Annotated in this window: 22 protein-coding genes; 12 read left to right on the forward strand and 10 right to left on the reverse strand. The window is 55.1% G+C overall.

Features of this window, described 5'->3' with window-relative positions; genetic code table 11:
* Positions 1-179 precede the first annotated feature (179 nt).
* Positions 180-1,145: a polysaccharide deacetylase family protein gene (locus DAQ1742_RS01040; RefSeq protein ID WP_035339215.1), complete on the forward strand. Its 966-nt coding sequence runs from the start codon at positions 180-182 to the stop codon at positions 1,143-1,145.
* Positions 1,142-2,242, forward strand: a complete 1,101-nt coding sequence (locus tag DAQ1742_RS01045) for a glycosyltransferase family 9 protein (protein WP_035339217.1) — start codon at positions 1,142-1,144, stop codon at positions 2,240-2,242. Before DAQ1742_RS01040 ends, DAQ1742_RS01045 begins: the two co-directional genes overlap by 4 nt.
* 89 nt (positions 2,243-2,331) lie before the next feature.
* Here the strand turns inward: DAQ1742_RS01045 and DAQ1742_RS01050 are convergent, their stop codons facing one another.
* The 5 genes from DAQ1742_RS01050 to rfaD form a co-directional block, all read right to left on the reverse strand.
* A complete protein-coding gene (locus DAQ1742_RS01050; protein ID WP_035345641.1) occupies positions 2,332-3,183 on the reverse strand; it encodes a glycosyltransferase family A protein in 852 nt (283 codons plus the stop codon).
* Between the two features lie 254 nt (positions 3,184-3,437).
* Positions 3,438-4,814 carry an O-antigen ligase family protein gene (locus tag DAQ1742_RS01055; RefSeq protein WP_035339219.1) on the reverse strand — a complete coding sequence of 459 codons (1,377 nt, stop codon included), beginning with the start codon at positions 4,812-4,814 and terminating at the stop codon, positions 3,438-3,440.
* Positions 4,815-4,935: 121 nt separating this feature from the next.
* Entirely contained in the window at positions 4,936-5,907 is a 972-nt protein-coding gene (gene rfaC, locus DAQ1742_RS01060) for a lipopolysaccharide heptosyltransferase RfaC (RefSeq protein WP_035339221.1), read from the reverse strand.
* A complete protein-coding gene (gene rfaF, locus DAQ1742_RS01065) occupies positions 5,904-6,956 on the reverse strand; it encodes an ADP-heptose--LPS heptosyltransferase RfaF (RefSeq protein WP_035339222.1) in 1,053 nt (350 codons plus the stop codon). Before rfaF ends, rfaC begins: the two co-directional genes overlap by 4 nt.
* Before the next feature lie 30 nt (positions 6,957-6,986).
* The gene (gene rfaD / locus DAQ1742_RS01070) at positions 6,987-7,919 is read right to left on the reverse strand and encodes an ADP-glyceromanno-heptose 6-epimerase (protein WP_035339224.1); all 933 of its coding nucleotides are present in this window, start codon (positions 7,917-7,919) and stop codon (positions 6,987-6,989) included.
* A 238-nt stretch (positions 7,920-8,157) separates the two neighbouring features.
* Here rfaD and DAQ1742_RS01075 point away from each other — a divergent pair, with 238 nt between their 5' ends.
* Positions 8,158-9,354, forward strand: coding sequence for a glycine C-acetyltransferase (locus DAQ1742_RS01075; RefSeq protein WP_035339226.1), 1,197 nt, complete (start codon positions 8,158-8,160; stop codon positions 9,352-9,354).
* Positions 9,355-9,365: 11 nt separating this feature from the next.
* Positions 9,366-10,388 carry an L-threonine 3-dehydrogenase gene (gene tdh, locus DAQ1742_RS01080; RefSeq protein WP_067486529.1) on the forward strand — a complete coding sequence of 341 codons (1,023 nt, stop codon included), beginning with the start codon at positions 9,366-9,368 and terminating at the stop codon, positions 10,386-10,388.
* 71 nt (positions 10,389-10,459) lie between these two features.
* Here the strand turns inward: tdh and DAQ1742_RS01085 are convergent, their stop codons facing one another.
* Together DAQ1742_RS01085 and envC are read right to left on the reverse strand one after the other, a co-directional pair.
* A complete protein-coding gene (locus tag DAQ1742_RS01085; protein WP_035345643.1) occupies positions 10,460-11,374 on the reverse strand; it encodes a divergent polysaccharide deacetylase family protein in 915 nt (304 codons plus the stop codon).
* Positions 11,375-11,397: 23 nt separating this feature from the next.
* Complete coding sequence (gene envC / locus DAQ1742_RS01090; RefSeq protein WP_051123982.1) at positions 11,398-12,672, reverse strand: murein hydrolase activator EnvC; 1,275 nt, start codon at positions 12,670-12,672, stop codon at positions 11,398-11,400.
* A 247-nt stretch (positions 12,673-12,919) separates the two neighbouring features.
* Between envC and DAQ1742_RS01095 the strand changes: the two genes are divergently transcribed.
* The 5 genes from DAQ1742_RS01095 (at position 12,920) to DAQ1742_RS01115 (ending at position 17,061) form a co-directional block, all read left to right on the forward strand.
* Positions 12,920-13,351 carry a rhodanese-like domain-containing protein gene (locus DAQ1742_RS01095; RefSeq protein WP_035339232.1) on the forward strand — a complete coding sequence of 144 codons (432 nt, stop codon included), beginning with the start codon at positions 12,920-12,922 and terminating at the stop codon, positions 13,349-13,351.
* A gap of 99 nt (positions 13,352-13,450) precedes the next feature.
* Entirely contained in the window at positions 13,451-13,921 is a 471-nt protein-coding gene (secB, locus tag DAQ1742_RS01100; RefSeq protein ID WP_035339234.1) for a protein-export chaperone SecB, read from the forward strand.
* Positions 13,921-14,940 carry an NAD(P)H-dependent glycerol-3-phosphate dehydrogenase gene (gene gpsA, locus DAQ1742_RS01105; RefSeq protein WP_035339235.1) on the forward strand — a complete coding sequence of 340 codons (1,020 nt, stop codon included), beginning with the start codon at positions 13,921-13,923 and terminating at the stop codon, positions 14,938-14,940. Before secB ends, gpsA begins: the two co-directional genes overlap by 1 nt.
* Before the next feature lie 158 nt (positions 14,941-15,098).
* Positions 15,099-15,920, forward strand: a complete 822-nt coding sequence (gene cysE / locus DAQ1742_RS01110; RefSeq protein WP_035339237.1) for a serine O-acetyltransferase — start codon at positions 15,099-15,101, stop codon at positions 15,918-15,920.
* Between the two features lie 241 nt (positions 15,921-16,161).
* Positions 16,162-17,061: a carboxylate/amino acid/amine transporter gene (locus DAQ1742_RS01115; RefSeq protein WP_035339239.1), complete on the forward strand. Its 900-nt coding sequence runs from the start codon at positions 16,162-16,164 to the stop codon at positions 17,059-17,061.
* Here DAQ1742_RS01115 and metR read toward each other — a convergent pair.
* Positions 16,964-17,902: an HTH-type transcriptional regulator MetR gene (metR, locus tag DAQ1742_RS01120; protein ID WP_035339241.1), complete on the reverse strand. Its 939-nt coding sequence runs from the start codon at positions 17,900-17,902 to the stop codon at positions 16,964-16,966. The two genes, DAQ1742_RS01115 and metR, sit on opposite strands and share 98 nt — an antisense overlap.
* Before the next feature lie 104 nt (positions 17,903-18,006).
* Between metR and metE the strand changes: the two genes are divergently transcribed.
* Entirely contained in the window at positions 18,007-20,274 is a 2,268-nt protein-coding gene (metE, locus tag DAQ1742_RS01125) for a 5-methyltetrahydropteroyltriglutamate--homocysteine S-methyltransferase (protein ID WP_035339242.1), read from the forward strand.
* 161 nt (positions 20,275-20,435) lie between these two features.
* On the opposite strand, the gene DAQ1742_RS01130 is transcribed toward metE, so the two are convergent.
* Positions 20,436-21,263, reverse strand: a complete 828-nt coding sequence (locus DAQ1742_RS01130) for a dienelactone hydrolase family protein (protein WP_035339244.1) — start codon at positions 21,261-21,263, stop codon at positions 20,436-20,438.
* 255 nt (positions 21,264-21,518) lie between these two features.
* On the opposite strand from DAQ1742_RS01130, the gene udp reads away from it, so the two are divergent.
* Together udp and DAQ1742_RS01140 are read left to right on the forward strand one after the other, a co-directional pair.
* Positions 21,519-22,286, forward strand: a complete 768-nt coding sequence (udp, locus tag DAQ1742_RS01135; protein WP_035339246.1) for a uridine phosphorylase — start codon at positions 21,519-21,521, stop codon at positions 22,284-22,286.
* A gap of 208 nt (positions 22,287-22,494) precedes the next feature.
* Positions 22,495-23,277 carry a tyrosine-protein phosphatase gene (locus DAQ1742_RS01140; RefSeq protein WP_035339248.1) on the forward strand — a complete coding sequence of 261 codons (783 nt, stop codon included), beginning with the start codon at positions 22,495-22,497 and terminating at the stop codon, positions 23,275-23,277.
* Between the two features lie 50 nt (positions 23,278-23,327).
* On the opposite strand, the gene ppc is transcribed toward DAQ1742_RS01140, so the two are convergent.
* The gene (gene ppc / locus DAQ1742_RS01145) at positions 23,328-25,967 is read right to left on the reverse strand and encodes a phosphoenolpyruvate carboxylase (RefSeq protein ID WP_035339250.1); all 2,640 of its coding nucleotides are present in this window, start codon (positions 25,965-25,967) and stop codon (positions 23,328-23,330) included.
* Positions 25,968-26,022 lie beyond the last annotated feature (55 nt).

Raw genomic sequence — 26,022 nt, forward strand, 5'->3', positions numbered from 1 at the left:
TGCAAGCAGGCCGTGATTTTAAATGACATCGTCATGAGTGGCTACTGTTGTTCGCGCAGGCGAACCGGTTATGCCCGCTTTAGCCGGTCATCCCGCCTCGCTAAGGCTGATATTTGCGGTTTACGGCGTGAAGGCTGCTTGCGTAACATAGGCTTCCCGATTATCAGGTGAATATTTCCATGAGCAAACCCGCGTTTATCATTACGATTGATACGGAAGGCGACAACCTTTGGCAGAATGACGAGCGCATTTTGACGGAAAATACCCGCTATCTGCCGCGTTTTCAGGCATTGTGTGAACAATATGGTTTCAAGCCAACCTGGCTGACCAACTATGAGATGGCCAGCGATCCTGCGTATGTTGAGTTTGCGCGTGATGTTATCGCCAGAAATCAGGGTGAGGTCGGGATGCACCTGCACGCCTGGAACAGCCCCCCGCAGTTCGCTCTGACAGACAATGACTGGCACTACAAACCCTATCTTATCGAATACCCTGAAGCGGTCATGCGCGAGAAAATTGCCTATATGACCTCGTTGCTGGAAGACACCTTCCAGATGCCGATGCGCAGCCATCGCGCCGGGCGCTGGGCCATGAATGCCGACTATGCCAGGCTACTGGTAGAGTTCGGCTATCGGGTTGACTGTTCGGTGACGCCGCGCGTGAACTGGCAAACAGCGTCCGGCGCGCCAAATGGTGAAGGCGGAACCGATTATCGCCGCTTTCCGCGTCAGGCGTATTTCATGGATATCCACCAGATTGACCAGCCGGGTGATTCCGCGCTGCTTGAAGTGCCGATGAGCATTCAATATAAGCATCACGCCATTGTTAATGGGCTCAAACAGGCTTTTGGCGCGTTGGCGGGAAAAAAACGAAGCCCATCAGTACATTGGCTGCGCCCGAAAAGAAATAATCTGGCGCAGATGAAATGGGTGGTGGAAAAGACGCTGGCTGAAGGCAGCGATTATGTCGAATTCATGCTGCATTCTTCGGAATTTATGCCCGGCGGCAGCCCGACGTTTACCAATGAAGCACAGATTGAAGCGCTCTATGACGACCTGACGGCGCTGTTTGCCTGGCTTTCAGAACGCACAGAGGGCAAAACACTTTACGAATACTACCAGAGTATCAAGGTTGCGAAAGGATGAAGAAAGGCTGGAAATTCAAAGCGGTTGATCTTTATTTGCGCCTGGTCGCCGCCAGAAAAGCGCGATTACAGCCCGCACAGCAGTTAGTGAATGAAACCGATTTTTCTCATATCGTGATTTATTCCACGACAGCCCTGGGCGATTTTATGTTCAACACACCGGCGATACGTGCGGTACGCCAGCGTTTTCCGAATGCCACCATTACGCTGGTGGTGCATAAAAAGCTCTATGAATTTGTTGCGGGTGGGCAAGACTGGCAGCACGTCGTGTGCTGGAACAGTAAGGTCAACACGGTGCCTAAGCTGGTAAAAGATATTCAGCGCATCGCACTACCCGATTTGGCGATTATCCTGCATTCGCATGATCCTTACGATTATCTCAGCGCGGTGCTCTCTGGCGCTCGCTATGTATTGCGTGATAACCATCAGGATGGCATTGAGGTCATGAATCGCTGGTTGTCTGGCTATATTATGGGTTTCCACGGGCATTTTATTCAGCGCCGCCTTGAACTGGTGGCGATGCTGGGGGCAGATACCGGGAATATTGCCATGCGCATTCCCTTTGCGCTTACGCCGGTAGTGAAAGCAGAACATCGACGAGTGATTGGTTTTCAGATGGGAGCCTCAACGCCGGAACGCTGTTGGCCGGTTGAATACTTTGCCGGTCTGGCGGTGCGTTTGTGTGAATCGGATGAGCGTATCGACATTGTGCTGATTGGTGGTGGCGACCGGGAAGTTGCGCAAGGTCAGGCGTTTTTTAACACCCTGGATAGCCGGTATCACAGCCGGGTACTCAACAAGATTGGGGCGACCACACTGAAAGAGCTCGTTGCCACCATTCAGGGGATGGATCTGTTATTAACCGGAGATACCGGGCCGCTACATCTGGCAATAGCGCTACGCGTGCCGACGGTGAGCCTGTTTGTCGGGGCGATTCCCGCTGTTACCGGGCCTTATCAAGACCCCCAATTGCACGATGTTATCTATGGCGTACAAAATAACCTCAATACGCAGGTCGATAACCGGATGAGGATTATTTCACCCGAGCAGGTAGAAGCCAAAGTCCGTGAGCGTATCAAAACGATAGATGCCTCTTAATAGGCTCAAGGCCAGTTCCGTACTGCCTTATCATTGCGTATAGCCGGATGATAAACCTCTCTCGAGCCGCTGCCTGAGAGAGGCCATTTTTAGCGGGCAAGAAAACCAAAAGCGTAACGCAGCCACCACAATGGTTTCCACCACCTGTTTTCCTGCGGCACCGGCGCTGGCCGGTGGTGGGTTTTTGTTATCTGCCAGGTAAAATTCAGAAACATCCGGCTATGACCGTAATCTTTGCCATAGGTTTCTATTTCCTGTTTTTTTCTGGCATCAATTGGCGTGTTGGCAGAAAGATCGCGCTCAAGGGTATGGTAGGATTTTTCCCGGTCAAGATTGCGCTCCGAGCAAAGGTATTTTTTCGGCAGGTAGCGCTGAACAGAGCCCTGATATTTTTGGTACTTCACGAAACGATAATCTTCCGCCCCATAATTCCCTGAAAATTCTTCATCATAGCCAAAGAAACGCATGAACCTTGCCCGTGACATGAAGAACAGGTTGGAGTGGCCTTTATAAATTTTACCGGGATTTTCTGACGCGTTGCGATAGATTTTAAAGAAGGAACGGCCTGGATTACGGCGTTCAACCATATATCTCAGCGTATTTTCATGAATAATGTGATCAAGATCGGTAACAACAAACTTGTCCGATTGTGCATACAGCACCCCGAGGTTTCTGGCACCCGCCTGATTCCACTTGATATCTTCATTGATCTTTAACCAGGTGATGTTGAGGTTAACGTCAGGAATATCATAGCTGACGGGAGAACCATCATCCACAATCACAAACTGAATCACATCCAGCAGTGCAGGGTCATACTTTTCATACTCCCGCAACAGCGAAACAACGGAATTTATATTGTTTTGGTTACAATAAAAATGAGTGATATAACTCAGTTTTATGTGAGCTTTATCTACTCTTCTGTTTTTATCTATATTTTCCATCATGAATAATTCAGCATAATTTATAATACACTAATTATATTTGTTGAAAATATCTAATGCAATGTTTTTTTATATCTATGAGAGTAACTGGAATTATGGCTTGTTCGTGCTATGGATTTAATTTTAAAAAGGTCATTAATATTATTTTTATAACCATCAATAAGTGATGGCGTTTGTTATTTTTTGGTGTGTTGTCTTTTTTATACGGACTCAGGCTGAGTTTAAACAGCCTGAGTCAGGTGGAAGAGAGTGTCTTATGCCACCTTATTATTCTGCGGGCCTTTATATGAGATAAGACTTAATAAAAGGCCACATAAGAACATATATTCTTCCATATAGTGATCAAGCAAAATGCGATCTACCGCAGAGCGGAAAAAGAAACCACCTGAAATTAATAATAAAACTATACCTATTTTTTTATTTTCTCTGAAAAAAGCATGGTAGGCTTTCTTCATCAGGACAATGTTATATATCACCCATAGTAGCATGCCAATGATACCGTACTGTAAACCGTACTCCAGAACCCCACTATGGCTGTGGCTGATATCAATTCGCGGATTATGGTATTTCTCCTGTAAACGGTAAAGAAAGGCCGTTTTACTGGTTCCCATGCCTAATGGGTGCTCAAGAATAAATGTTGTTGCCTGATGAATATAGGCCATGCGACAGGCGTTGGAGTGATTGACGGGTGTGCCATCATTGCGCTCAGGAACCGTTCTTTCCGGGCTGTTGAATATAAAACAGAAGCTGTCACTCGGTGCATTCCAGCCAACTATCATATCCCCGCTGATGCCTTTCCATCTTGGATCTTCTTTATAAGAAAACACGCCAACAGTGATGGTACTGAATATGATTAAACTCAGGAATATGGATATTTTTATGAGGTTTGCTTTTTTTATGTTTTTTATGAAAAAAACAAACCCGATAGACAATAACCCCAAAATCATACCAATAGTGCCCCAGCGTGTATTGGCGAAGATGGTGGCGATAATATTGTTAATGATAAAGAAAATCAGGGTGCTGGTGTTGATTTTTAGTAAGTGTTCTTCGTTAAAAATACGAAGAAATAAGTCGGTAAAAATAATGATACTGATTAGGTTGATTTGAAAGCTCAGTTCAAGGCGGGATGGGAATATATACGTATCTCCCCAGGGGATACTACCTGTCTTGAAGGATAAATATGCTATGGATAGGTTGTGAATAAATATTGGAGCCCAAAAGCTGGTAATAATTGCAGTAATTATCCAGTTAATGGTTATTTTCTTAAAATAACTTAAAATCAGGGGGTAAAATAACAAGCCATAAGCAAATAACATTAGCGGGCGTAACCATTGGCTTTGCCATGCACTGAGCATCTCTTTATGAGAGGGTGAAAACAGAAGACCACAACCAAGTGTGATAACCGTCATAGCCGCCAATATCCATATGACACTTTTTATTTTTTTAATATCTATACACGCTAAAAGGTTTTTATCTTTTGACAGATAGACCATGGCAATAAAAAATACAGAATAGATTAAAAAATTTCTGTGAAATGGAAGTATCTGACTTGGACTAGCCCAAAAAGCACACAACAACAAGGTCATTGCCAATAATAATGATATTGCGGTTCTTTTTTGAAATATCAACATGCTTTTTCCAGGTGCCTTGCTTCAATTCATTGATTCAATGCAGTTTCGTCTATCATTTAAGGCCCCTGACGTCCGTTAACTGCTGTCATACAACGCCGCTAATCCTTATCACTATTAAGGATTAGCGTTTTATATCATTCTCTGTGAGCTGCCTGAATACATTTTCGGCGGAAATACTGTCCATCTTATTGTTACAAGATATCACCGCCGTTTGGTTTTTCCCGTAGCCGCCAATCAGTCCAGGGTCGGTCGGGCCATATAAGGTGATATTGGGCCTATCAAGTGCCGCCGTCAGGTGACTTAAACCGGTATCCACCGATACCACGACCTGCGCGCCCGCCAGCACGGCGGCAACCTGCTCCAGCGTGAGCTTTGGCAGCACCTCGACATGCGCAAAGCCTTCGGCAAGACGCTGTGCCCGTTGATGTTCATGTTCTGCTCCCCAGGGCAGCAGAATACGCAGCCCGGTTGGCGCTGTCAGGGCTATCAGTTCACGCCAGTGGGTTTCCGGCCAGTGTTTTTCATCACGCGTGGTCGCGTGCAGGAACACCAGATAGGGTGATGTATCGGCAACCGACGTTGAGAGAAAGCGTGCGGCAATCGCATAGTCGCCTTGCTCTGCCGGTTTGCGGTAATTGAGACTCATGGCAAACAGCGCGCGAATACGCTCTACGGCATGTTGCTGGCGCGCGACCGGGTGGCGGTATTGATAGAACCAGCTTGCCAGCGGTTCACGCGCACTTTTCCAGTCAAGGCCGTGCTTGTTGCCATGGGCCAGTCGTGTCACCAGCAAGGCGCTTTTCAGTAATCCCTGCGCGTCTATGACTGCGTCATAGCGCTTTTCCCGCAGGCGCTGTTTAAACGCCGCGCGTTCAGCACGAACCGGCGCACTAAACCAGTTTTTACGCCAGCGGCGAATGGCGACGGGAATGACGCGGTCAACTGCCGGATGCCAGCCGGGTATCTGGGCAAAGCCCTCTTCCACTACCCAGTCAAATTCAATGCCATGAATCACCTGCATTGCATCGGTCAATGCCGGTAGGGTGTGCAGCACATCGCCCATGGATGAGGTTTTAACAATCAGCACCCTCATGCTGGCGCCCCCTGAACAGCAATATGGCGTGACAGGGCTTCGAGTACCTGCTGTGGCTGAATGTCGATCAGGCTTTGATGGTAGCCCTGCTCGGCGTCCCCTTTACGTACCCGATGATAGCCGCTAATTAAGCGAATCACCTCGGCCTGCTGAGACAGTGGCGGTGTGAAGTCCGGGCTGCTGGGGCCATACAGCGCCACCAGCGGGCGGTTGAGCGCAGCGGCGACGTGCATCAGGCCCGAGTCATTACTGACTACCGCCTGACAAGCGGCGATCAGGACGACGGCTTGATCCAGCGAGGTCTGGCCTGCCAGATTTAAGCAGTATCCTTTCGCCTCGTGACTGAGCGTGGCGCAGATATCTTCCCCGGCCTGCCGGTCATTTGCAGAACCGAATAGCACTACCTGATAGCCGTTATCTATCAGTGATTGCGCCAGTGCGCCGTAATGATAGTGAGGCCAGCGTTTCGCCGGGCCGAATTCGGCTCCGGGGCAAAAACCAATAATGGGTCTCTGCCCGGCGAGCGGAAATGCGGCCAGTGCGGTAGCTTTTTCGGCTTCGCTGACGCTCAGTTGCGGTAAGTGTAGCGGCTGCGGCAGGTCGCTGGCGCTATGTATCCGATCGCGGCCATAGGCCAGCGCGACATAGCGTTGCACCATTAACGGGAAGGCGGCTTTATCAAGCACCCGCACGTCGTTCAGTAAGCCGTAGCGCATTTCGCCGCGCCAGCCGGTGCGCTGAGGGATGCGGGCAAAAAACGGCACCAGTGCGGATTTAAACGAATTGGGTAACACATAGGCGCGATCATAGTGCTGTTCACGCAGTCCCATGCCCAATCGCCGCCGTTCGCCAAGCGCCAGCGCACCGTGGCCAAGTGGCATGGCCAGCGCCTGATTGACCTCTGGCATACGCGCCAGCAACGGGCGGCACCAGGCCGGTGCCATGACATCAATCGAGGCTTGCGGGTATTGCGCGTTGAGCGTGCGATACAGGCTGTGCGACATCATCATGTCGCCTACCCACGACGGGCCGATGACCAGAATTTTCATACCGTTGGTATTTCCTTACGGCCAGACAAATCAAACGCTGCGGTTAAGCCAGGCAAGGTATTCAGTCACCCCTTGGGCGACGGTTTTGAACGGCTTGTCATAACCGGCAGCCCGTAATTTGCTGAGGTCGGCCTGGGTATATGCCTGATAGCGGCCTTTCAGTTTGTCCGGGAACGGGATGTATTCGACGCTGTCTTGCTTGTGCCAGGTCAGTACCGCATCGGCAACGGCCTGGAACGACTCGGCGCGGCCAGTACCGCAGTTGAAAATACCGGAGACACCGTGCTGCCAGAACCACAGATTCACCGCTGCCACATCGCCGACATAAACGAAATCACGCTTGAAGTTTTCGCTGCCGCTGAACAGTTTCGGCTTTTCGCCCTGATTCAGTTGGGTATTGAGGTGGAAAGCCACGCTCGCCATGCTGCCTTTGTGACTTTCACGCGGCCCGTAGACATTGAAATAACGGAAGCCGCAAATCTGTGACTCAGCCTGCGGCAGAATCTCACGCACATACTGGTCAAACAGGAATTTGGAGTAGCCGTACACATTAAGCGGCTGTTCGTACTGGCGATCTTCAATGAAATTATCGGTACGGCCACCGTAGGTTGCCGCAGAGGAGGCGTACAGGAATGGAATACCGCGCTCAAGACAGTAGTGCAGCACCTCTTTTGAATACTGATAGTTGTTATCCATCATGTATTTGCCATCCCACTCGGTGGTGGATGAACAGGCACCTTCATGGAAAATCGCGTCAATATCGCCCAGATCGTCACCGGCAACGATACTGGCAATAAAATCTTCCTTGTCCATGTAATCGGCGATGTCCAGATCAACCAGATTGGCGAATTTGGTGCCATCTTTGAGGTTATCGACCACCAGAATATCCCGGTGTCCGGCGTCATTGAGCGCCTTCACGATATTGCTGCCGATGAAGCCGGCACCGCCAGTCACGATAATCATGGGAGTTACCTTGTTAAGCTTGCTGGTAGAGCACCGCGCTCTACACCTGTTGGGCGCTATCATAACATTACCGCGCACAGCGGGCATCCTGTGCTGATTTTCTCGCTATATCCTGCGTACTGCGCCGCATTTATCGTGTGATGGCGGTGGGGTTTTGCGCTAAAGCCGTCAGCCCGGTTTGCATTTCTCCACTACCTTTACCTGCATAGGGTGTGTCATGGAGAAAGGAGAATAAGCGATGCCTGCGGCATTTTATCAGCAACTGACCGCTCAACTGGCAGCGTTGCAGCGTGATGGTCTGTTCAAAGACGAGCAGCCCATTACCAGCCCCCAGCAGGCCCAGGTCAGCACCGCCTGCGGTGATGAGTTGATCAACTTTTGTGCCAACAACTATTTAGGGCTGGCGAATCACCCGGCATTGATTGGTGCTGCCAAAGCCGGGCTGGATAGCCACGGTTTCGGTATGGCCTCGGTGCGCTTTATTTGCGGCACACAAGATATCCACACCGAGCTTGAACAACAACTGGCGCATTTTCTTGGTATGGAGGACGCCATTCTCTACTCCTCCTGTTTTGATGCCAACGGCGGCCTGTTCGAAACCCTGATGGGCGAAGAGGATGCAATTGTGTCGGATGCGCTGAACCATGCGTCGATTATTGATGGTATTCGGCTATCAAAAGCGCGCCGCTATCGCTATGGCAATAACGATATGCGGCAACTGGAAGCACGGTTGCAGCAGGCGCGTTCTGAAGGGGCGCGTCATCTGCTTATCGCTACCGATGGCGTATTTTCCATGGACGGCGTGATAGCCAATCTGCCGGGCATTTGCGAGCTGGCACGCCGTTATGACGCGCTGGTGATGGTGGATGATTCGCATGCGGTGGGCATTGTCGGTGAGCAGGGGCGCGGCACGCCTGAATATCATCAGGTGATGGGGCAGGTTGATATCCTCACCGGCACGCTGGGCAAGGCGCTCGGCGGTGCCAGCGGCGGATATATTGCGGCCCGCCGCGAGGTGGTTACGTGGTTACGCCAGCGCTCGCGCCCTTATCTGTTTTCGAACTCACTCGCCCCTTCGATAGTCACGGCGTCTCTTGCTGCACTGACGCTGGTGCGTGACGGGCAGGCGCTGCGCCAGCAGTTGTGGCGCAACGCAAACCGGTTTCGCCAACAGATGACCGCCGCCGGTTTTACGCTGACTGGGGCTGACCATGCCATCATTCCGGTGATGCTGGGCGATGCCCGGCTGGCGCAGGCGTTTGCCGTTGCACTGCGCCATCAGGGCATTTATGTCAGCGGCTTTTTCTACCCGGTTGTGCCGCAAGGGCAGGCGCGCATTCGCACGCAACTGTCGGCTGCGCATACGCCAGCGCAGGTTGAACAGGCGGTGGCGGCATTTATTCGTGTGGGACAGCAGCTTGGCGTGGTGGACTGAGGGGGAACGGTATGAAAGCGCTGGCAAAACTGCGACCGGAACCGGGTATCTGGCTGACTGACGTGCCAGAGCCGGAACCTGGTCACAATGATGTGCTGATTAAAATCCGCAAAACCGCCATTTGTGGCACGGATGTTCACATCTACAACTGGGATGAATGGTCGCAGAAAACCGTCCCGATACCGCTGGTGACAGGCCATGAGTATGTTGGCGAGATTGTGGCCATCGGGCAGGAGGTTGAGGGGTTTCATCTGGGCGACCGGGTATCGGGTGAGGGCCATATTACCTGTGGTTATTGCCGCAACTGCCGTGCCGGTCGGCGGCATTTATGCCGTAACACATCCGGTGTTGGCGTGAACCGACCGGGGGCGTTTGCCGAGTATCTGGTGATCCCGGCATACAATGCCTTTCGCCTGCCAGCCGCCATTCCTGATGAGATAGCCGCGATTTTCGACCCGTTTGGCAATGCCGTGCATACCGCGCTGGCGTTCGATTTGGTGGGGGAAGATGTGCTTATCTGCGGGGCCGGGCCGATAGGGGTGATGGCAGCCGCGGTGTGCCGCCATGTCGGGGCGCGTCATGTGGTGATAACCGATGTCAACGAGTACCGGCTGGCGCTGGCGCGCCGCATGGGGGTGACGCGGGCGGTGAATGTCGCCGATACCGCGCTTGAGGCGGTGATGCATGAGCTGGGGATGACGGAAGGGTTTGACGTGGGGCTGGAAATGTCCGGCGCGCCGCAGGCGTTTCGCAGCTTATTGTCGGTGATGAATCACGGCGGGCGTATCGCCATGCTGGGTATTGCGCCGCAGGCAACGCCGGTGGACTGGAGCGAGATCATTTTTAAAGGGCTGGTAATTAAAGGGATTTATGGCCGAGAAATGTTTGAAACCTGGTACAAGATGGCGGCGCTTATCCAGTCCGGCTTGGATCTCTCACCGGTTATCACCCACCGCTTTCACCGCGATGATTTCCAGCACGGCTTCGATGTGATGCGCTCAGGGCAGTCCGGTAAAGTGATCCTTGACTGGTAGCCTGTGCGCCCCGATTGATGTTTATCGTATCAGCACGCCCGGCATGCACGGATGCCGGGCGCAGGTTACCCTCAGCCGAGCCAGATTTGCCAGCGCTGTTGCATATAGTGCACACCCGCGCTTTCGCTGAGGTACTGACCGAGGCGACGCCACAGTTCAAACTGCGACATCGCCGGTAAAGGCTTGAATGCACAGACCTGAACCGGGCGCAGGCGTTTTTGCGGCGCGGGCCTTGCTGCGAGCTGTGTCGGCACCGGCTGATAGCGCTGCTCTGCTTCATTGAGCAATTGGCTTGGCCGTACCAGCACAATATCGGCAGGCAGCGCAGGCAGCATTTGCTGCAACACCGTGATGGTGGCGGGATGAGGATGGCCGATGGCAATCGCATATCCGCTGCGTCTGGCGATGTCTAAGGCGCGGTTGAATTGCTGGCGGATATCAGCAACGTTTTGGCTGTCATCAAGAAAAACCTTGCGTTTGAGTACCTTGATGCCTGTCTCTGCCGCGGCGCGACTGGCCTGACTGCTCCCTATCGTCATACTGTCAAGAAAGTAGAGCCGATAGGCGCTCATGGCCCGCATCACTTTTTGCATCCCCGGCAGGCTGGCAGTCATCGCACTGCCCATATGGTTATTGAGCCCTGCTGCATAAGGCACGTTATTGACCGCCTCACGCACGATGCGGGTGATTTCCGCTTCACTCATGTCCGGGCGTAACGTGTCTTTTTCCAGCGGCTGTTTGCTGATAGGGGCCATTGGCAGGTGGATTAACACCTCGCGCCCCTGTGCGTGCGCTCTGGTGGCGACATCGCGGGCATTGGGTGAGTTGGGCAACACGGCGATGGAAACCGCCGTCGGCATTGCCAGAATCTGATTGTCGTTATGCGCGCGATAACCAAAATCGTCAATCACCAGCGCCAGCTTACCGGCCAGAACTGGCTGCGCTGACGTGAGTATTACGCCTGATAGGGCGATAGCCGCCAACAGACGGCAGAGGAGTAAACGCACACTTACCTTCCTAACCAAGAGATGGGGTTGACCGCCTGTCCCTGACGTCGGATTTCGAAATAGAGCGCGGGTTGGCTCTGCCCGCCGCTGCTGCCTGCCAGCGCCAGCGGCTGGCCGGCTTTGACCTGTGCACCGACGGCAACCAGCGCACTCTGGTTATAACCGTACAGGCTCATATCCCCCCTGCCGTGATCGACTACCACCACCTGGCCGTAGCCTTGCAGCCAGTCGGCCATCAGCACTGTGCCATCGGCGATGGCGCGCACCTCGGTGCCTTCGCTGGTGGCAATCACCAGCCCTTTCCAGCGTAGTTCGCCTTGTAGCGGCTCGCCAAAACGATGCAGGGTGCGCCCCCGCACCGGCCAGACGTACTGACCCGCAGGCTGACCCAGACCACCGGTTCGCGCTATCAAAGACTGTTCTTGCTCCGTCGGTTTGTAACGGGCTCCGCGCTGTTTAGCCTGCTCCTCTTTTTCGCGTAAGCGGGCGGCTTCGCGGGCCTCGCGCTCGGCGCGGGCTTTGGCTTCACGCTCGGCGCGGGCTATCTGGTCACGCAGGCGGCTTTCATTTTGGCGCAGCTCGGTTAACTGTTGCTGGTCTTTTGCCAGCGCCTGTTCCAGCGAGCCGAGTATGCTTTGGCGCTCGTTTTGCGCTTTCTCCAGCGTTTTTTGTTGCTGTTGCTGCTCGCCAAGCAGGCGCTTTTGCTGTGATTGCTTTTGCTCAATCTGCTGCTTTTGCGCCGCCAGTTGCGCGCGGGTTTGTTGCAACTCGCCGATGGACTTTTCCCGCGCCCGGTTCAGGTAAGTAAAGTAAGCCAGAATGCGCTCGCGGCGCTGTGCGTCTTCACCGCTGAGTACCAGTTGTAAGGCGTTGTGTTGGCCCTGGCGAAAGGCGGCATCCAGTTGCTGGGACAGCAGCGTTTCCTGCGTTTTTTGCTGGGCCTGTAGTTTGGTTATCGACGTGCCAAGGTGGGTGATGTCTTGATTGAGTCGCTCAAGCGTGGCGCGCGTATCCCGTAGCTGACGGGTAGATTGCGCGATGGATTGCTCTTGCTGTTTCAACTGAGTAAGCAGCACGTTGCGCCGCTGCTGCTGGTCGCGCACGCTTTTTTCTTTCTCTGCGATATCCTGCTGTAACGATTTCAGCTGTTGCTGGCTGTCTTCGCTGCGGCCAGGACACGGCAGCAGCAGCATGCCGACACAAAGCACACTGGCGCACCGGATCAACAATTTGTCACGGCCCACGGGCAACGGTACAGAGAAGGCGTTTTTGCTCATGGTGAAAGATTATTCCACGATGAACCTTCGCTTACCAGTTGTGTTGTCTGGGATTTCTATTTCTATCCATGACAGTTGGCGGATGTTGTGCCTTGGTTAATCTTCGCTGCCGTGAGGGATAAATGCAGGCGGCTGCGCAGAATCGTGACGCGATATTGGCTTACAGGCTGTAATTGCACTATGGCATAGGTATACTCAGACACCCTGTATTTGAATTGATTAACTGATTTCGGAGTCGTTACACCCCATGCAAGAGATTATGCCATTTATCAGCCGACACCCTGTCATGTGCGTTGCCTGGGTTGCCTTGTTGATTGCAGTCATCGTGCTGACAGTGAAAAGTAAACTGTCCAAGGTAAAAGAAGTGGCTCGTGGTGAGGCTATCCAGCTGATAAATAAAGAAGATGCGGTAGTGGTGGATACCCGTAATCGTGACGATTATCGCCGTGGTCATATCGCCGGGGCTATCAACCTGTTGCCGAATGACATCAAGAGCGGCAGCTTCGGTGAGCTGGAAAAGCACAAAGCACAGCCGGTGATTGTGGTTTGCGCCAATGGCATGTCATCGCGCGAGTCAGGTGAACATCTGTTCAACGCCGGTTTTGAGCGCGTTCTGATTTTGAAAGACGGGCTGGCGGGCTGGAGTGGTGAGAATCTCCCGCTGGTGCGCGGTAAATAAGGCCGTGCCCTCTGCGGGCGCTGTCTGTTTGTGTTATGGCGTGACTTTCCTGGCGAAAGGAAGCGCGCAAGGAAATCTAACAAAAGGGTATTATTCAACATGTCTGAACAAAATAACGTCGAACTGAATTTCCAGATCCAGCGTATCTATACCAAAGATATTTCGTTTGAAGCGCCGAATGCGCCGCAAGTGTTCCAGCAGGAGTGGAACCCGGAAGTCAAACTGGATCTCGACACCGCCTCGACACAACTGGCTGATGATGTCTATGAAGTGGTACTGCGTGTGACCGTGACTTCGACACTGGGTGAAGAGACGGCATTCCTGTGCGAAGTTCAGCAGGCCGGTATCTTTACCGTGTCTGGCATTGACGGTACTCAACTGGCGCATTGCCTGGGCGCGTATTGCCCGAATGTGTTGTTCCCGTATGCGCGTGAATGCATCACCAGCCTGGTATCGCGTGGTACTTTCCCGCAGCTCAACCTGGCTCCGGTTAACTTTGATGCTCTGTTCATGAACTATCTGGAACAGCAGGCAGGCCAGGAAGGCAGCACCCAGAAGCTGGATGCCTGATGCGCGTGCCTGATGCAGCCATGACAGTGATCGGTGCCGGTTCATACGGCACCGCGCTGGCGATCACGGTGGCCCGCAATGGCCATCGTGTCGTACTTTGGGGGCATGATCCGCAGCATATCCATGCGTTGCAGGCTGCGCGTTGCAACCAGGCGTTTTTGCCTGACGTCTCTTTCCCGGATACCTTGCAACTGGAAAGCTCACTGCCACAGGCGCTGGCGTCCAGCCGCGATATTTTGGTGGTGGTGCCAAGCCATGTGTTTGGCGAGGTGTTGCAACAGCTCAGGCCGCATTTACGTGCGGATGCCCGCTTAGTGTGGGCCACCAAAGGGCTGGAAGCGGAAACGGGCCGTTTGTTGCAGGATGTCGCGCGGGATGTGTTAGGTGAGTCTATCCCGCTGGCGGTGCTCTCTGGCCCGACCTTTGCCAAAGAACTGGCCGCCGGTCTCCCGACCGCGATTGCTTTGGCCTCGACCGACCGGCAATTCTCCGATGATTTGCAGCAATTGCTGCACTGTGGCAAAAGTTTTCGCGTCTACAGCAACCCGGATTTTATTGGTGTGCAGCTCGGTGGAGCGGTAAAAAACGTGATTGCTATCGGCGCTGGCATGTCTGATGGCATGGGGTTCGGTGCCAATGCGCGCACGGCGCTCATTACCCGCGGGCTGGCGGAAATGACGCGTCTTGGCATGGCGTTAGGGGCTGACCCGTCCACCTTCATGGGCATGGCCGGTTTAGGCGATCTGGTGCTGACGTGTACCGATAACCAGTCGCGTAACCGCCGCTTTGGCATGATGCTGGGGCAGGGCATGGACGTCATCAGTGCCCAGAATCAAATAGGTCAGGTGGTGGAAGGCTACCGTAATACCAAAGAAGTGATGGCGCTGGCGCAGCGCTACGGTGTTGAAATGCCAATCACCGAGCAGCTTTGGCAGGTGTTGTACTGTGGCAAAGATGCCCGTGAAGCCGCGCTAAGTTTGCTCGGGCGTGCACGAAAAGACGAAAGCAGCCGGGTGTAATCACCGGATATGGTTCGGGCTTCCTGCGGGTGGCCCGGCGTTGTCTTATTGTAAAAAAAATGGTTTTTGTGACAAAAATACCGTTTCGTTGTGGTAATAAATTGAGCGGCAGCACAGGTTAACGCGGTGAGTTGACGGTTTTTCAAAGAGGTAGCGCAATGTCGAATGATGAGCTGGAACTGGTCTGGAAATACATTAAGGATGAGGCGCGCAGTCTGGCGGATTGCGAACCAATGCTGGCCAGCTTCTTTCACGCGACGCTGTTAAAACATGAGAACCTGGGCAGTGCGTTAAGTTATATGCTCGCCAACAAACTGGCGAATGCCATCATGCCCGCCATTGCCATTCGTGAAGTGGTGGAAGAGGCCTATCGCGCCGACCCGCAAATGATTGCCGCTGCCGCCCGCGATATTATGGCGGTGCGTCTGCGTGACCCGGCGGTGGATAAATACTCCACGCCGCTGTTGTACCTTAAAGGGTTTCACGCCTTGCAGGCTTACCGTATCGGCCACTGGTTGTGGCAGCAAGACCGCCGGGCGCTGGCGATTTACCTGCAAAATCAAATTTCTGTCTCGTTTGGGGTGGATATCCACCCGGCCGCCCGTATTGGCTGTGGCATCATGCTCGACCATGCAACCGGTATTGTGATTGGTGAGACGGCGGTGGTGGAAAATGATGTCTCTATTCTGCAATCCGTCACGCTCGGGGGAACCGGTAAAACCAATGGCGATCGTCACCCGAAAATTCGTGAAGGAGTGATGATTGGCGCAGGAGCCAAGATCCTCGGCAATATCGAAGTCGGTTGCGGGGCGAAAATCGGTGCGGGTTCCGTGGTGTTACAGCCGGTGCCGCCGCATACCACCGCTGCCGGTGTGCCTGCGCGGATTGTGGGCCGCCCGGAGAGTGACAAACCGTCGCTGGATATGGATCAATACTTCAACGGCTCGCTGCGCGGCTTTGAAGACGGCGACGGGATTTGACGCTGGGGCTCTGACGTCTTGTTTGACGCCTGCCGGATAAGGGCAGGCCATCTTTTTCTGGTTCGCACAATAACGGCAATGTGTTTTTAAGGGCAATTGTGTTTTTCGTCTGGCTGCGTTGGCAATTCTGAGTGGCTGAGTGCGCTTTTTTTGCTCTGATGTAAACCATCTTGACGGAAATTCAGCTGCGTAACTCGACTACAATGCTGCACCCGTTGCGTGTTATGGAGCGAGCCTCACTGTGCCGTTATTAATCATCACCACGATTTTGTGGGCCTTTTCCTTTAGCCTGATTGGCGAATATCTGGCAGGCCAGGTCGATAGCTGGTTCTCGGCGATGTTTCGTCTGGTGCTGGCGGCGCTGGTGTTCCTGCCTTTTTTGCGCTGGCGCGGTTATTCTCCCAAAGTGCTGGGGCTGTATTTACTGGTCGGCGCTTTCCAGCTTGGCATCATGTACCTGTTTTTCTTTCGCAGTTACCTCTACCTGAACGTTCCCTCTGTGCTGCTGTTTTCGGTAATGACGCCGCTTTACGTGACGTTGATTTATGATCTGTTAAGCGGCAGGCGCTTGCGCTGGGGCTATGCGTTTAGCGCGCTGCTGGCGGTGCTGGGTGCGGCGATTATCCATTACCACGGTGTGAGCGATCACTTCTGGTGGGGGCTGTTACTGGTGCAGGCGGCCAACGTCTGTTTTGCCGTCGGTCAGGTTGGTTATAAGCGCCTGATGGAGCTGCACCCGATGCCGCAGCACAGCGCGTTTTCCTGGTTTTACCTCGGGGCGGCGCTGGTGACACTGATTGCCTGGGGGCTGTTTGGCAACATGGCAAAACTGCCTGCGGCGACAGTACAGTGGCAGGTGCTGGTGTTCCTTGGCGTGGTGGTGTCCGGGCTTGGCTACTTTATGTGGAACTACGGCGCGACGCAGGTTGATGCCGGTACGCTCAGTATTATGAACAACTTTCACGTACCGGCCGGGCTGCTGGTCAACTTCGCGTTCTGGCAGAAAACGCCGGACTGGAGCCGCTTTATGCTGGGCAGCGCGGTTATTGTGGCCGCGCTGTGGGTGCACCAGCGCTGGGTCGTGAAGCGTCACGCACAAACGGCAGATGCGCACAGGCATGCTGGCGGGCAGAACGAATAAACGCCTCTATGACCGGCTGGCGCTGTTCGCCATCGCGTACCGCGGCGTACAGCCGGCTCCACAAGCCTTCCCCCAGCGTTTTGGTCACTACCAGCCCTTGCCGCTCAACGTTTTCAACCACCCAGTGTGGCAGTGCGGCAATACCCATGCGCGCCGAGACCATCTGAATTAATAACAGCGTGTTATCGACGCTTTTTAGCGAGGGGCTGACACCCGCCGGTTGCAGGAAATGACGCCAGACATCGAGCCGCTGGCGCTGCACCGGGTAAATCATCAGCGTTTCTTGCGCTAAATCTTCAGGCTCAATGACTTCACGACTGGCCAGCGGGTGGTCGGGTGCCAGCACCAGCCGCACCTCAAAATCAAACATCGGTGAATAGTGAAGGCCACTGCGCGGCAGGATGTCCGAGGTCATCACCAGGTCCAGCTCGCCTTGCTGGAGCGCAGGCTGTGGGTCGAACGTCACGCCGGATTTAAAATCCATCACCACCTGTGGCCAGTGTTGGTGGAAATTTTCCAGCGCTGGCGTGAGCCACTGGATGCAACTGTGGCATTCAATCGCCAGTCGCAGCGTGGTTTGATGCGGTTCATTGCAGGCCTGTAGCGCCTGCTGAATCTGCGGCAGGATCTGTTCGGCCAGTTGCAGCAGGATCTCCCCCTGTGGTGTGAAACGTAGCGGCTGGCTCTTACGGACGAATAAGCGAAATCCCAGGCGCTGTTCCAGATCGCTGAACTGGTGTGACAGTGCCGACTGTGTTTGGTGGAGCTGGGCGGCGGCGGCGGCTAACGATCCGGTGTTACGCAGCGCCTGGAGTGTCCGTAAGTGTTTAAGTTCGATCATGAGAGTCCTTCACAGTGACAGTGAATAAATTGCGCTTGTGCTCACTACACTACCTGCGGATTATGGATGTGTAAACATCTGGACGGCTAAATGAGGATTCAGGCATGGCAATTATCAATCACACTCTCGGTTTCCCGCGCGTCGGTCTGCGTCGTGAACTAAAAAAAGCACAGGAAAGCTATTGGGCGGGCAACAGCACTCAGGATGAACTGCTGGCCGTAGGGCGTGAGCTGCGCGCCCGTCACTGGCAACAGCAGAAAGACGCAGGCGTTGAGCTGCTGCCGGTAGGCGATTTTGCCTGGTACGATCATGTGTTGACCACCAGCCTGTTGCTGGGCAATGTCCCGGCCCGCCATCAGAGCGCTGACGGCGCAGTAAATCTCGATACTCTGTTCCGTATTGGCCGTGGCCGCGCACCGACCGGTGAGCCCGCAGCGGCGGCGGAAATGACCAAATGGTTTAACACCAACTATCACTACATGGTGCCGGAATTCACCAAAGGCCAGTCGTTCAGGCTGACCTGGACGCAACTGCTTGATGAAGTAGACGAAGCGCAGGCGCTGGGCCACAAGGTGAAACCGGTACTGCTCGGCCCTGTGACCTACCTGTGGCTGGGTAAGGTGAAAGGGGAAGCGTTCAACCGTCTGGATCTGCTCAGTGCCATTCTGCCGGTTTATCAGCAGGTGCTGGCGGAACTGGCCAAACGCGGCATTGAATGGGTACAGATTGATGAACCGCTGCTGGCGCTGGAGCTGGATGGCGAATGGCAGGCGGCGTTTAAACCGGCTTACGCTGCGCTGCAAGGCCAGAGCAAACTGCTGCTGACCACCTATTTCGACAGCATCAGCCAGAATCTGGACGTTATCAAGGCACTGCCGGTGCAGGGGCTGCATGTCGATTTGGTGCATGGCAAAGATGACGCCGCCACGCTCAATGCGCAGTTACCGGCTGACTGGGTATTGTCACTCGGTGTTATCAATGGCCGTAACGTCTGGCGTGCCGACCTGGCGAGCTGGTTTGAGCGCCTGCAACCGCTGCTCGGCAAACGCACCCTGTGGCTGGGCAGTTCTTGCTCGCTGCTGCACAGCCCGATTGATCTCAGTGTGGAAACCCGTCTGGATGACGAAGTAAAAAGCTGGTTCGCGTTTGCGATTCAGAAGTGTCAGGAGCTGGCGTTGTTGACCAAGGCGCTGAACCGCGGCAATAGCGATGAGCTGGTGGCCTATAGCGCACCGATCCGCGCCCGCCAGACATCGACCCGGGTGAATAACCCAGAAGTGGCGCAGCGTCTGGCGTCTATCACCGCGCAAGACAGCCAGCGTCAGCACCCGTATCCGGTGCGTGCCGAAGCCCAGCGTGCACGCTTCAAACTGCCTGCCTGGCCGACCACCACGATTGGTTCATTCCCGCAAACCAGCGAAATTCGCGGCCTGCGGCTGGATTTCAAACAAGGTCGTCTGGACGGTCAAAACTACCGTACCGGCATCGCCGGGCACATCAAACAGGCGATTGTGGAACAAGAGCGGCTGGAGCTGGATGTGTTAGTACACGGCGAAGCCGAGCGTAACGACATGGTGGAGTATTTTGGCGAGCATCTCGACGGTTTCGTCTTTACCCAGAACGGGTGGGTGCAGAGTTACGGTTCACGCTGCGTGAAACCGCCGGTGGTGATTGGCGACATCAGCCGCCCCGAAGCGATTACGGTGGAGTGGGCGAAATATGCACAATCACTGACCAGCAAGCCGGTAAAAGGCATGTTGACCGGCCCGGTCACGATTTTGTGCTGGTCATTCCCGCGTGAAGATGTCAGCCGTGAAACCATTGCCAAACAGATTGCGCTGGCGCTGCGCGATGAAGTGGCGGATCTGGAAGCGGCCGGTATCGGCATCATCCAGATTGACGAACCGGCGCTGCGTGAAGGGCTGCCGCTGCACCGCTCTGACTGGGCGGCCTATCTGGCGTGGGCGGTGGATGCGTTTCGCCTGAATGCGGCGGTGGCGCAAGACGATACGCAAATCCACACCCACATGTGTTATTGCGAATTCAACGACATCATGGATTCGATTGCGGCACTGGATGCGGACGTGATCACCATCGAAACTTCACGTTCTGATATGGAGCTGCTGGAGTCGTTTGAAGAGTTCGAATATCCGAATGAAATCGGCCCCGGCGTGTATGACATTCACTCGCCGAACGTACCGAGCGTGGAATGGATTGAAGCGCTGCTGCGCAAAGCGGCCCAGCGTATTCCGGCAGAGCGCCTGTGGGTGAACCCGGACTGCGGCCTGAAAACGCGCGGCTGGCCGGAAACCCGCCAGTCACTGGCGAACATGGTGACGGCGGCCAAACGCCTGCGTGACAGCGCTCAGTAAAGTAAAGCGAAGTGACAACGGTGATGAGGAGTGGCGTGACGGCTGACAGGATACGCGTTCACCACAGGATGTGACACACAGGATGGGGGCATTCCTCATCACCACCTGATAATCACAAGGGAGACCATCGCGTCTCCCTTGTCCGTTTTGCCGGATGTGGATCACACCACGCCGTAGCGGGCAAACCAGGCCAGCATGCGTTGCCAGCCATCTTTGGCTGAGGCGTCATGGTAGCTGGCGCGGTAATCGGAGTGAAAGGCGTGCCCGGCATCGGCATAGACGATGATATCCGTATCGACACGGCTTGCCTGCAACGCCTGGCGCATGGCATCGACCTGTTCTGGCCCAATGCTGCCGTCCTGCCCACCATACAGGCCCAGCACTGGCGCTATTAATGCGGGGGCGATATCAACCGGATGGCGTGGCGAGGTGAGCGTTTTGTCCGCGACCAGCTTGCCATACCAGGCGACCGCCGCTTTCAGCTGTGGGTTATGCGCGGCGTACAGCCAACTGATGCGCCCGCCCCAGCAAAACCCGGTGATCGCCAGACGTGCGGCATCGCCACCCTGCTGCACCGCCCAGTGTACGGTATGGTCAAGGTCGCCCAGAACCTGATGGTCCGGCACCTTGCTCACCAGTTCGCGCAGCAGCGTTGGAATATCATGGTATTGCTGCGGGTCGCCTTGGCGAAAATAGAGTTCCGGCGCAATCGCCAGATAACCCTGTTTCGCCAGCCGTCGGCATACATCACGGATATATTCATGCACGCCGAAGATCTCTTGTACCACCAAAACGATCGGGAGCGGGCCATCGGTGCGTTGCGGTTTAGCAAAGTAAATCGGCAGCGCTTCTCCCTGCGTTGTCAGGGTGGTTTCACCGCAGGTCAGCCCGGTGGCGTCGGTAATGATAGCGCCAGTGGCATCGGGCCCGGCGGCTTTCGCAAAGCCGGGGGATAGGGGGTGGGATGTCAGTTGCTCATCGGAATTCATGGCTTTCCTCCTGTCAGCGGGTGAGCCCGCGTGTGTGAGTCAGTGATGCTGGCATGTCAGGTATGGCGAAGACTGAGGATTCAGGCATCGCTCTCTGTGCTTTGCGCCATGATTACCGCTTAAATTGTGATTTCCATCACTAAAATAATGTAAAAGTCTATTTGTTACTTTCCAATCAGCGATATGCCTCACTTAATTGGCCTGTGGCTGTGCGCTAAGATGACAACGTACCTGAGCGTTTGTCTGGAGGCATATATGTCTGATGTATTTCATCTCGGTTTAACCAAGCAAGATTTGCATGGCGCGACGCTGGCGATTGTGCCCGGCGATCCGGCCCGCGTTGAGAAAATTGCCCGGCTGATGGAAAACCCGGTGTTTCTGGCCTCGCACCGGGAGTTTACCTCCTGGCGCGCTGAACTGGCAGGCAAACCGGTGGTTGTCTGCTCGACCGGTATTGGCGGCCCTTCTACATCGATTGCGGTTGAAGAGCTGGCGCAACTGGGCGTGCGCACGTTCCTGCGCGTTGGCACCACCGGCGCTATCCAGCCGCACATTGCGGTGGGCGATGTGCTGGTGACGACGGCGGCGGTGCGCCTTGACGGAGCCAGCCTGCATTTTGCGCCGCTGGAATTCCCGGCGGTGGCCGATTTTGCCTGTACCAGCGCGCTGGCACAGGCGGCGCGAGACGCCGGTGCGACGCTGCATGTCGGCGTAACGGCATCGTCAGATACGTTCTATCCGGGTCAGGAGCGTTACGACACTTACTCCGGCCGGGTAGTGAGCCGCTTTCAGGGCTCGATGAAAGAGTGGCAGAGCATGGGGGTGCTGAACTATGAAATGGAATCCGCCACGCTGCTGACGATGTGTGCCAGTCAGGGGCTGCGCGCCGGTATGGTGGCTGGGGTCATCGTCAACCGCACCCAGCAGGAAATTCCTGATACCGCCACGATGCAAAAAGCGGAGCACGCCTCTGTTAATGTGGTGCTGGCGGCGGCCCGCCAGTTACTGAACGACGCCGTGTAAGGCATCGTCGTGTAGGCCAGGCTGCGATGGGGTTTCTGTCGCGGCCTGTGAAGTTTCTCTGCCTGTTTTCACCTATCCCATCTATTGCCCCTGCTTTTTCCGGCCTTCATGCTAATTTAATGCACGAATTGAATAATACCTGTGCGCCTGAGCGGGTGATGGCGTGGCCAAAATTCCGATACCTGAACTGATAATAACAAGGTAAAACATGACGTTAACTTCCTTACTGCATCCTTCAGTGCTGCCGCTTGACGGTGGCGTCAATTTTCGCGACTTGGGCGGCATTCGGGTCAGCGACGGGCGGCAGGTGCGGCGAGGGCGGTTGTTTCGCGCTGGAGCGCTCGACATGCTGAGTGCGCGTGATATGGCGCACCTTGCCCGTGTTCCGGTGGCGCATGTGGTGGATTATCGTGACCAGCAAGAGGCCTCGCTGCGCCCGGATAAGCTGTGGCAAGGGGCGCGTTATCATCAGGTGCCCGCCAATCCGCTGCGCCATGAAGTGACTGCCAGCCTGGAAACGCTGGGTTCGGAAAAGCTTGAAGCCTTTGACTCGCAGGCCTTTATGCTAGAGCTGTATCGCCGCCTGCCGTTTGGCAATCCGGCGTATCAGCATCTGGTGTCACTCCTGCGCCAGCCCGGTGACGGTGCGCTGGTGCAGCATTGCGCGGTGGGGAAAGACAGAACCGGTATTGGCTCGGCGCTGGTGCTGTTTGCGCTGGGTGCCGATGAGCACACGGTGATGGAAGACTATCTGGTAACGGAATCAACCCTGACCGCTTTTCGTCGCCAGCTACTCGAAGATTTAGCGGCTAACCTGAGCGAAAAAGCGCTGGCGCGCTTTGATTTCGTGCTTTCCGCGCGTGAGGAATTTTTGCTGACGGCGCTGCGTGCCATCCGTGAAAAACATGGCTCGGTGAATAACTGGCTGGCGCAGGATTATGGGCTGGATGCCAGCGCCTGTGCAGCGCTGCAAGCGGCGTATCTGGAGTAATGCGGGAAAGCGCCCCCGCCGGGCGCATGGCCAGGCGGGGGCGAGGGCGATTAGCCTGTGTTACGCATCCCGGCGGCGACACCGGCAATCGTCACCATTAATGCTTGTTCGACTTGCGGATCTAACGTGTCTTGCTGGCGTGAACGGTGCAGCAGCTCGGCCTGAAGTACGTTGAGCGGGTCAGTGTAGACGTTACGCAGCGCGATGGATTCGGCAATCCACGGCAGGTCAGCCATCAGGTGGTCATCGTTGGAGATAGTGAGTACCGCTTTGATATCTTTTTCCAGCTGTTCACGCAGCTGTTTGCCCAGCGACCAGAGGGATTTCTCCACCAGCCGCTGGTCGTAATACTCCGCCAGCCACAGGTCGGCTTTGGCAAACACCATCTCCAGCATCCCGATGCGCGTAGAGAAGAACGGCCAGTCGCGGCACATGGCTTCGAGCTGGTTTTGCTGGCCGTCATCAATCACTTTCTGCAATGCGGCTCCGGCACCGAGCCAGGCGGGCAGCATCAGGCGGTTTTGCGTCCAGGCGAAAATCCACGGAATGGCGCGCAGGCTCTCCACGCCGCCGTTGGGCCGACGTTTGGCCGGGCGAGAGCCGAGCGGTAATTTGCCCAGTTCCAGCTCCGGCGTGGCGGCGCGGAAATAAGGCACGAAATCAGGGTTTTCACGCACATAACCCCGGTACATGTCACACGAGATGAGCGAGAGCTCATCCATAATCTGGCACCACTCCTGTTTTGGCTCCGGCGGCGGCAGCAGGTTGGCTTCGAGAATAGCCGAGGTATACAGCGACAGGCTGCTGATGGTGACTTCCGGCAAGCCGAATTTAAAGCGGATCATCTCGCCTTGTTCGGTGACGCGCAGGCCCGCCTTCAGGCTGCCCGGCGGTTGAGAAAGCAGAGCGGCGTGCGCGGGGGCACCGCCACGGCCAATCGAACCGCCGCGCCCGTGGAACAGCGTCAGGGCAATGCCGTATTTCTCACAGGTTTTGATCAGCGCATCCTGCGCCCGGTACTGCGCCCAGGACGCGGCCATCACCCCGGCGTCTTTGGCGGAGTCGGAATAGCCAATCATCACCATCTGTTTGCCCTGAATCAGGCCGCGATACCAGTCAATATTCAGCAACTGGGTCATCACGCTGTCGGCGTTGTTGAGGTCATCAAGGGTTTCAAACAGCGGAGCCACCGGCAGCGCGTAAGGGCAACCGGCTTCTTTGAGCAGCAGATGTACCGCCAGCACATCCGACGGGGTACGCGCCATCGAAATGACGTAGGCGGCGATGGAGTCGCGCGGGGTTTCGGCAATCACCCGGCAGGTTTCCAGCACTTCGAGCGTATCGGCGCTCGGCTCCCACTGGCGCGGCAGCAACGGACGTTTGGAATTGAGCTCGCGAATCAAAAACGCCTGCTTGTCGGGCTCTGACCAGCTCTCGTAATCGCCAAGCCCCAGATAGCGGGTGATTTCCGCCACGGCCTCGGTGTGACGGGTGCTTTCCTGACGCACATCAATGCGCACCAGCGGCACGCCAAAGCAGCGCACGCGGCGCAGCGTATCGAGCAACTGGCCATCGGCGATGATGCCCATGCCGCAGGCATGCAGTGACTGGTAACAGGCATACAGCGGCTCCCAGAGTTGATCATTATTGACCAGCAACTCTTTCGGCGCGACGACATGCTCGCCTTTCAGACGCGCATCAAGGTATTCGAGCGTAATATTCAGGCGTGTGCGCAGTGCCTTCATCAGCTCGCGGTACGGCTCCTGCACCGCATCGCCGCCCGCCAGCTGTTGCAGCTCTGGCGTACAGGTGGTCATGGACAGTTCAGACACCAGCACCTGCACATCGCGCAAGAACAGGTCGGCGGCTTTCCAGCGGCTCAACAGCAGCACGTGGCGGGTGATGTCCGAGGTGACATTTGGGTTGCCATCACGGTCGCCGCCCATCCACGACGTAAAGCGCACCGGGACGGAATTCACCGGCAGGCGGTAGCCCAGCTCTTTGTCCATCTGCTCGTCAAGTTCGCGCAGGAAAGCCGGCACCCCTTCCCAGAGGCTATTTTCCACCACCGCAAAGCCCCACTTGGCTTCATCCACCGGCGTCGGGCGAATTTTACGGATTTCATCGGTATGCCAATACTGGGCAATCAACTGGCGCAGACGGCGCATTATCTGATGGCGTTCGTAGTCGGCCAGGTCATCGTGGTCGAGCTGCTTGAGGCAGGTATTCACCTCGACCAGTTTGTGAATCAGCGTGCGGCGGGTGATTTCGGTTGGGTGCGCGGTCAGCACCAGCTCAATAGACAGCGATTCGACCGCATCACGAATATCTTTCTCGCTTAATGTGTCGCGGCTTTTCAGGTTGCGAAATACGGTTGCCAGCGCTTCCGGGTTACTGGCGGCCTCGCCATGCGGCGAAATGCTGTGGTACTGCTCGGCGGTATTGGTCAGGTTAAGAAACTGGCTAAACGCGCGGGCGACCGGCAACAGCTCCTCATTGGACAGATTCTGTAAGGTGGTCAACAGCTCCTGACGATGTGTTTCACTGCCTGCGCGTGATGCTTTCGATAATTTGCGTATCGTTTCAACACGTTCAAGAATATTCGCTCCCAGCGCATCCTTGATGGTGTCACCGAGTAGCTTGCCCAACATGCTGACATTGCTCCGCATGGCGGAATATTGTTCGTTCATAGTTACCCTGACCTGCCTCGTGATTTTGTAAATTTATTACACACAAAAATGGTGT

Source organism: Dickeya aquatica (assembly GCF_900095885.1).
In the GTDB taxonomy this organism is placed as follows: domain Bacteria; phylum Pseudomonadota; class Gammaproteobacteria; order Enterobacterales; family Enterobacteriaceae; genus Dickeya; species Dickeya aquatica.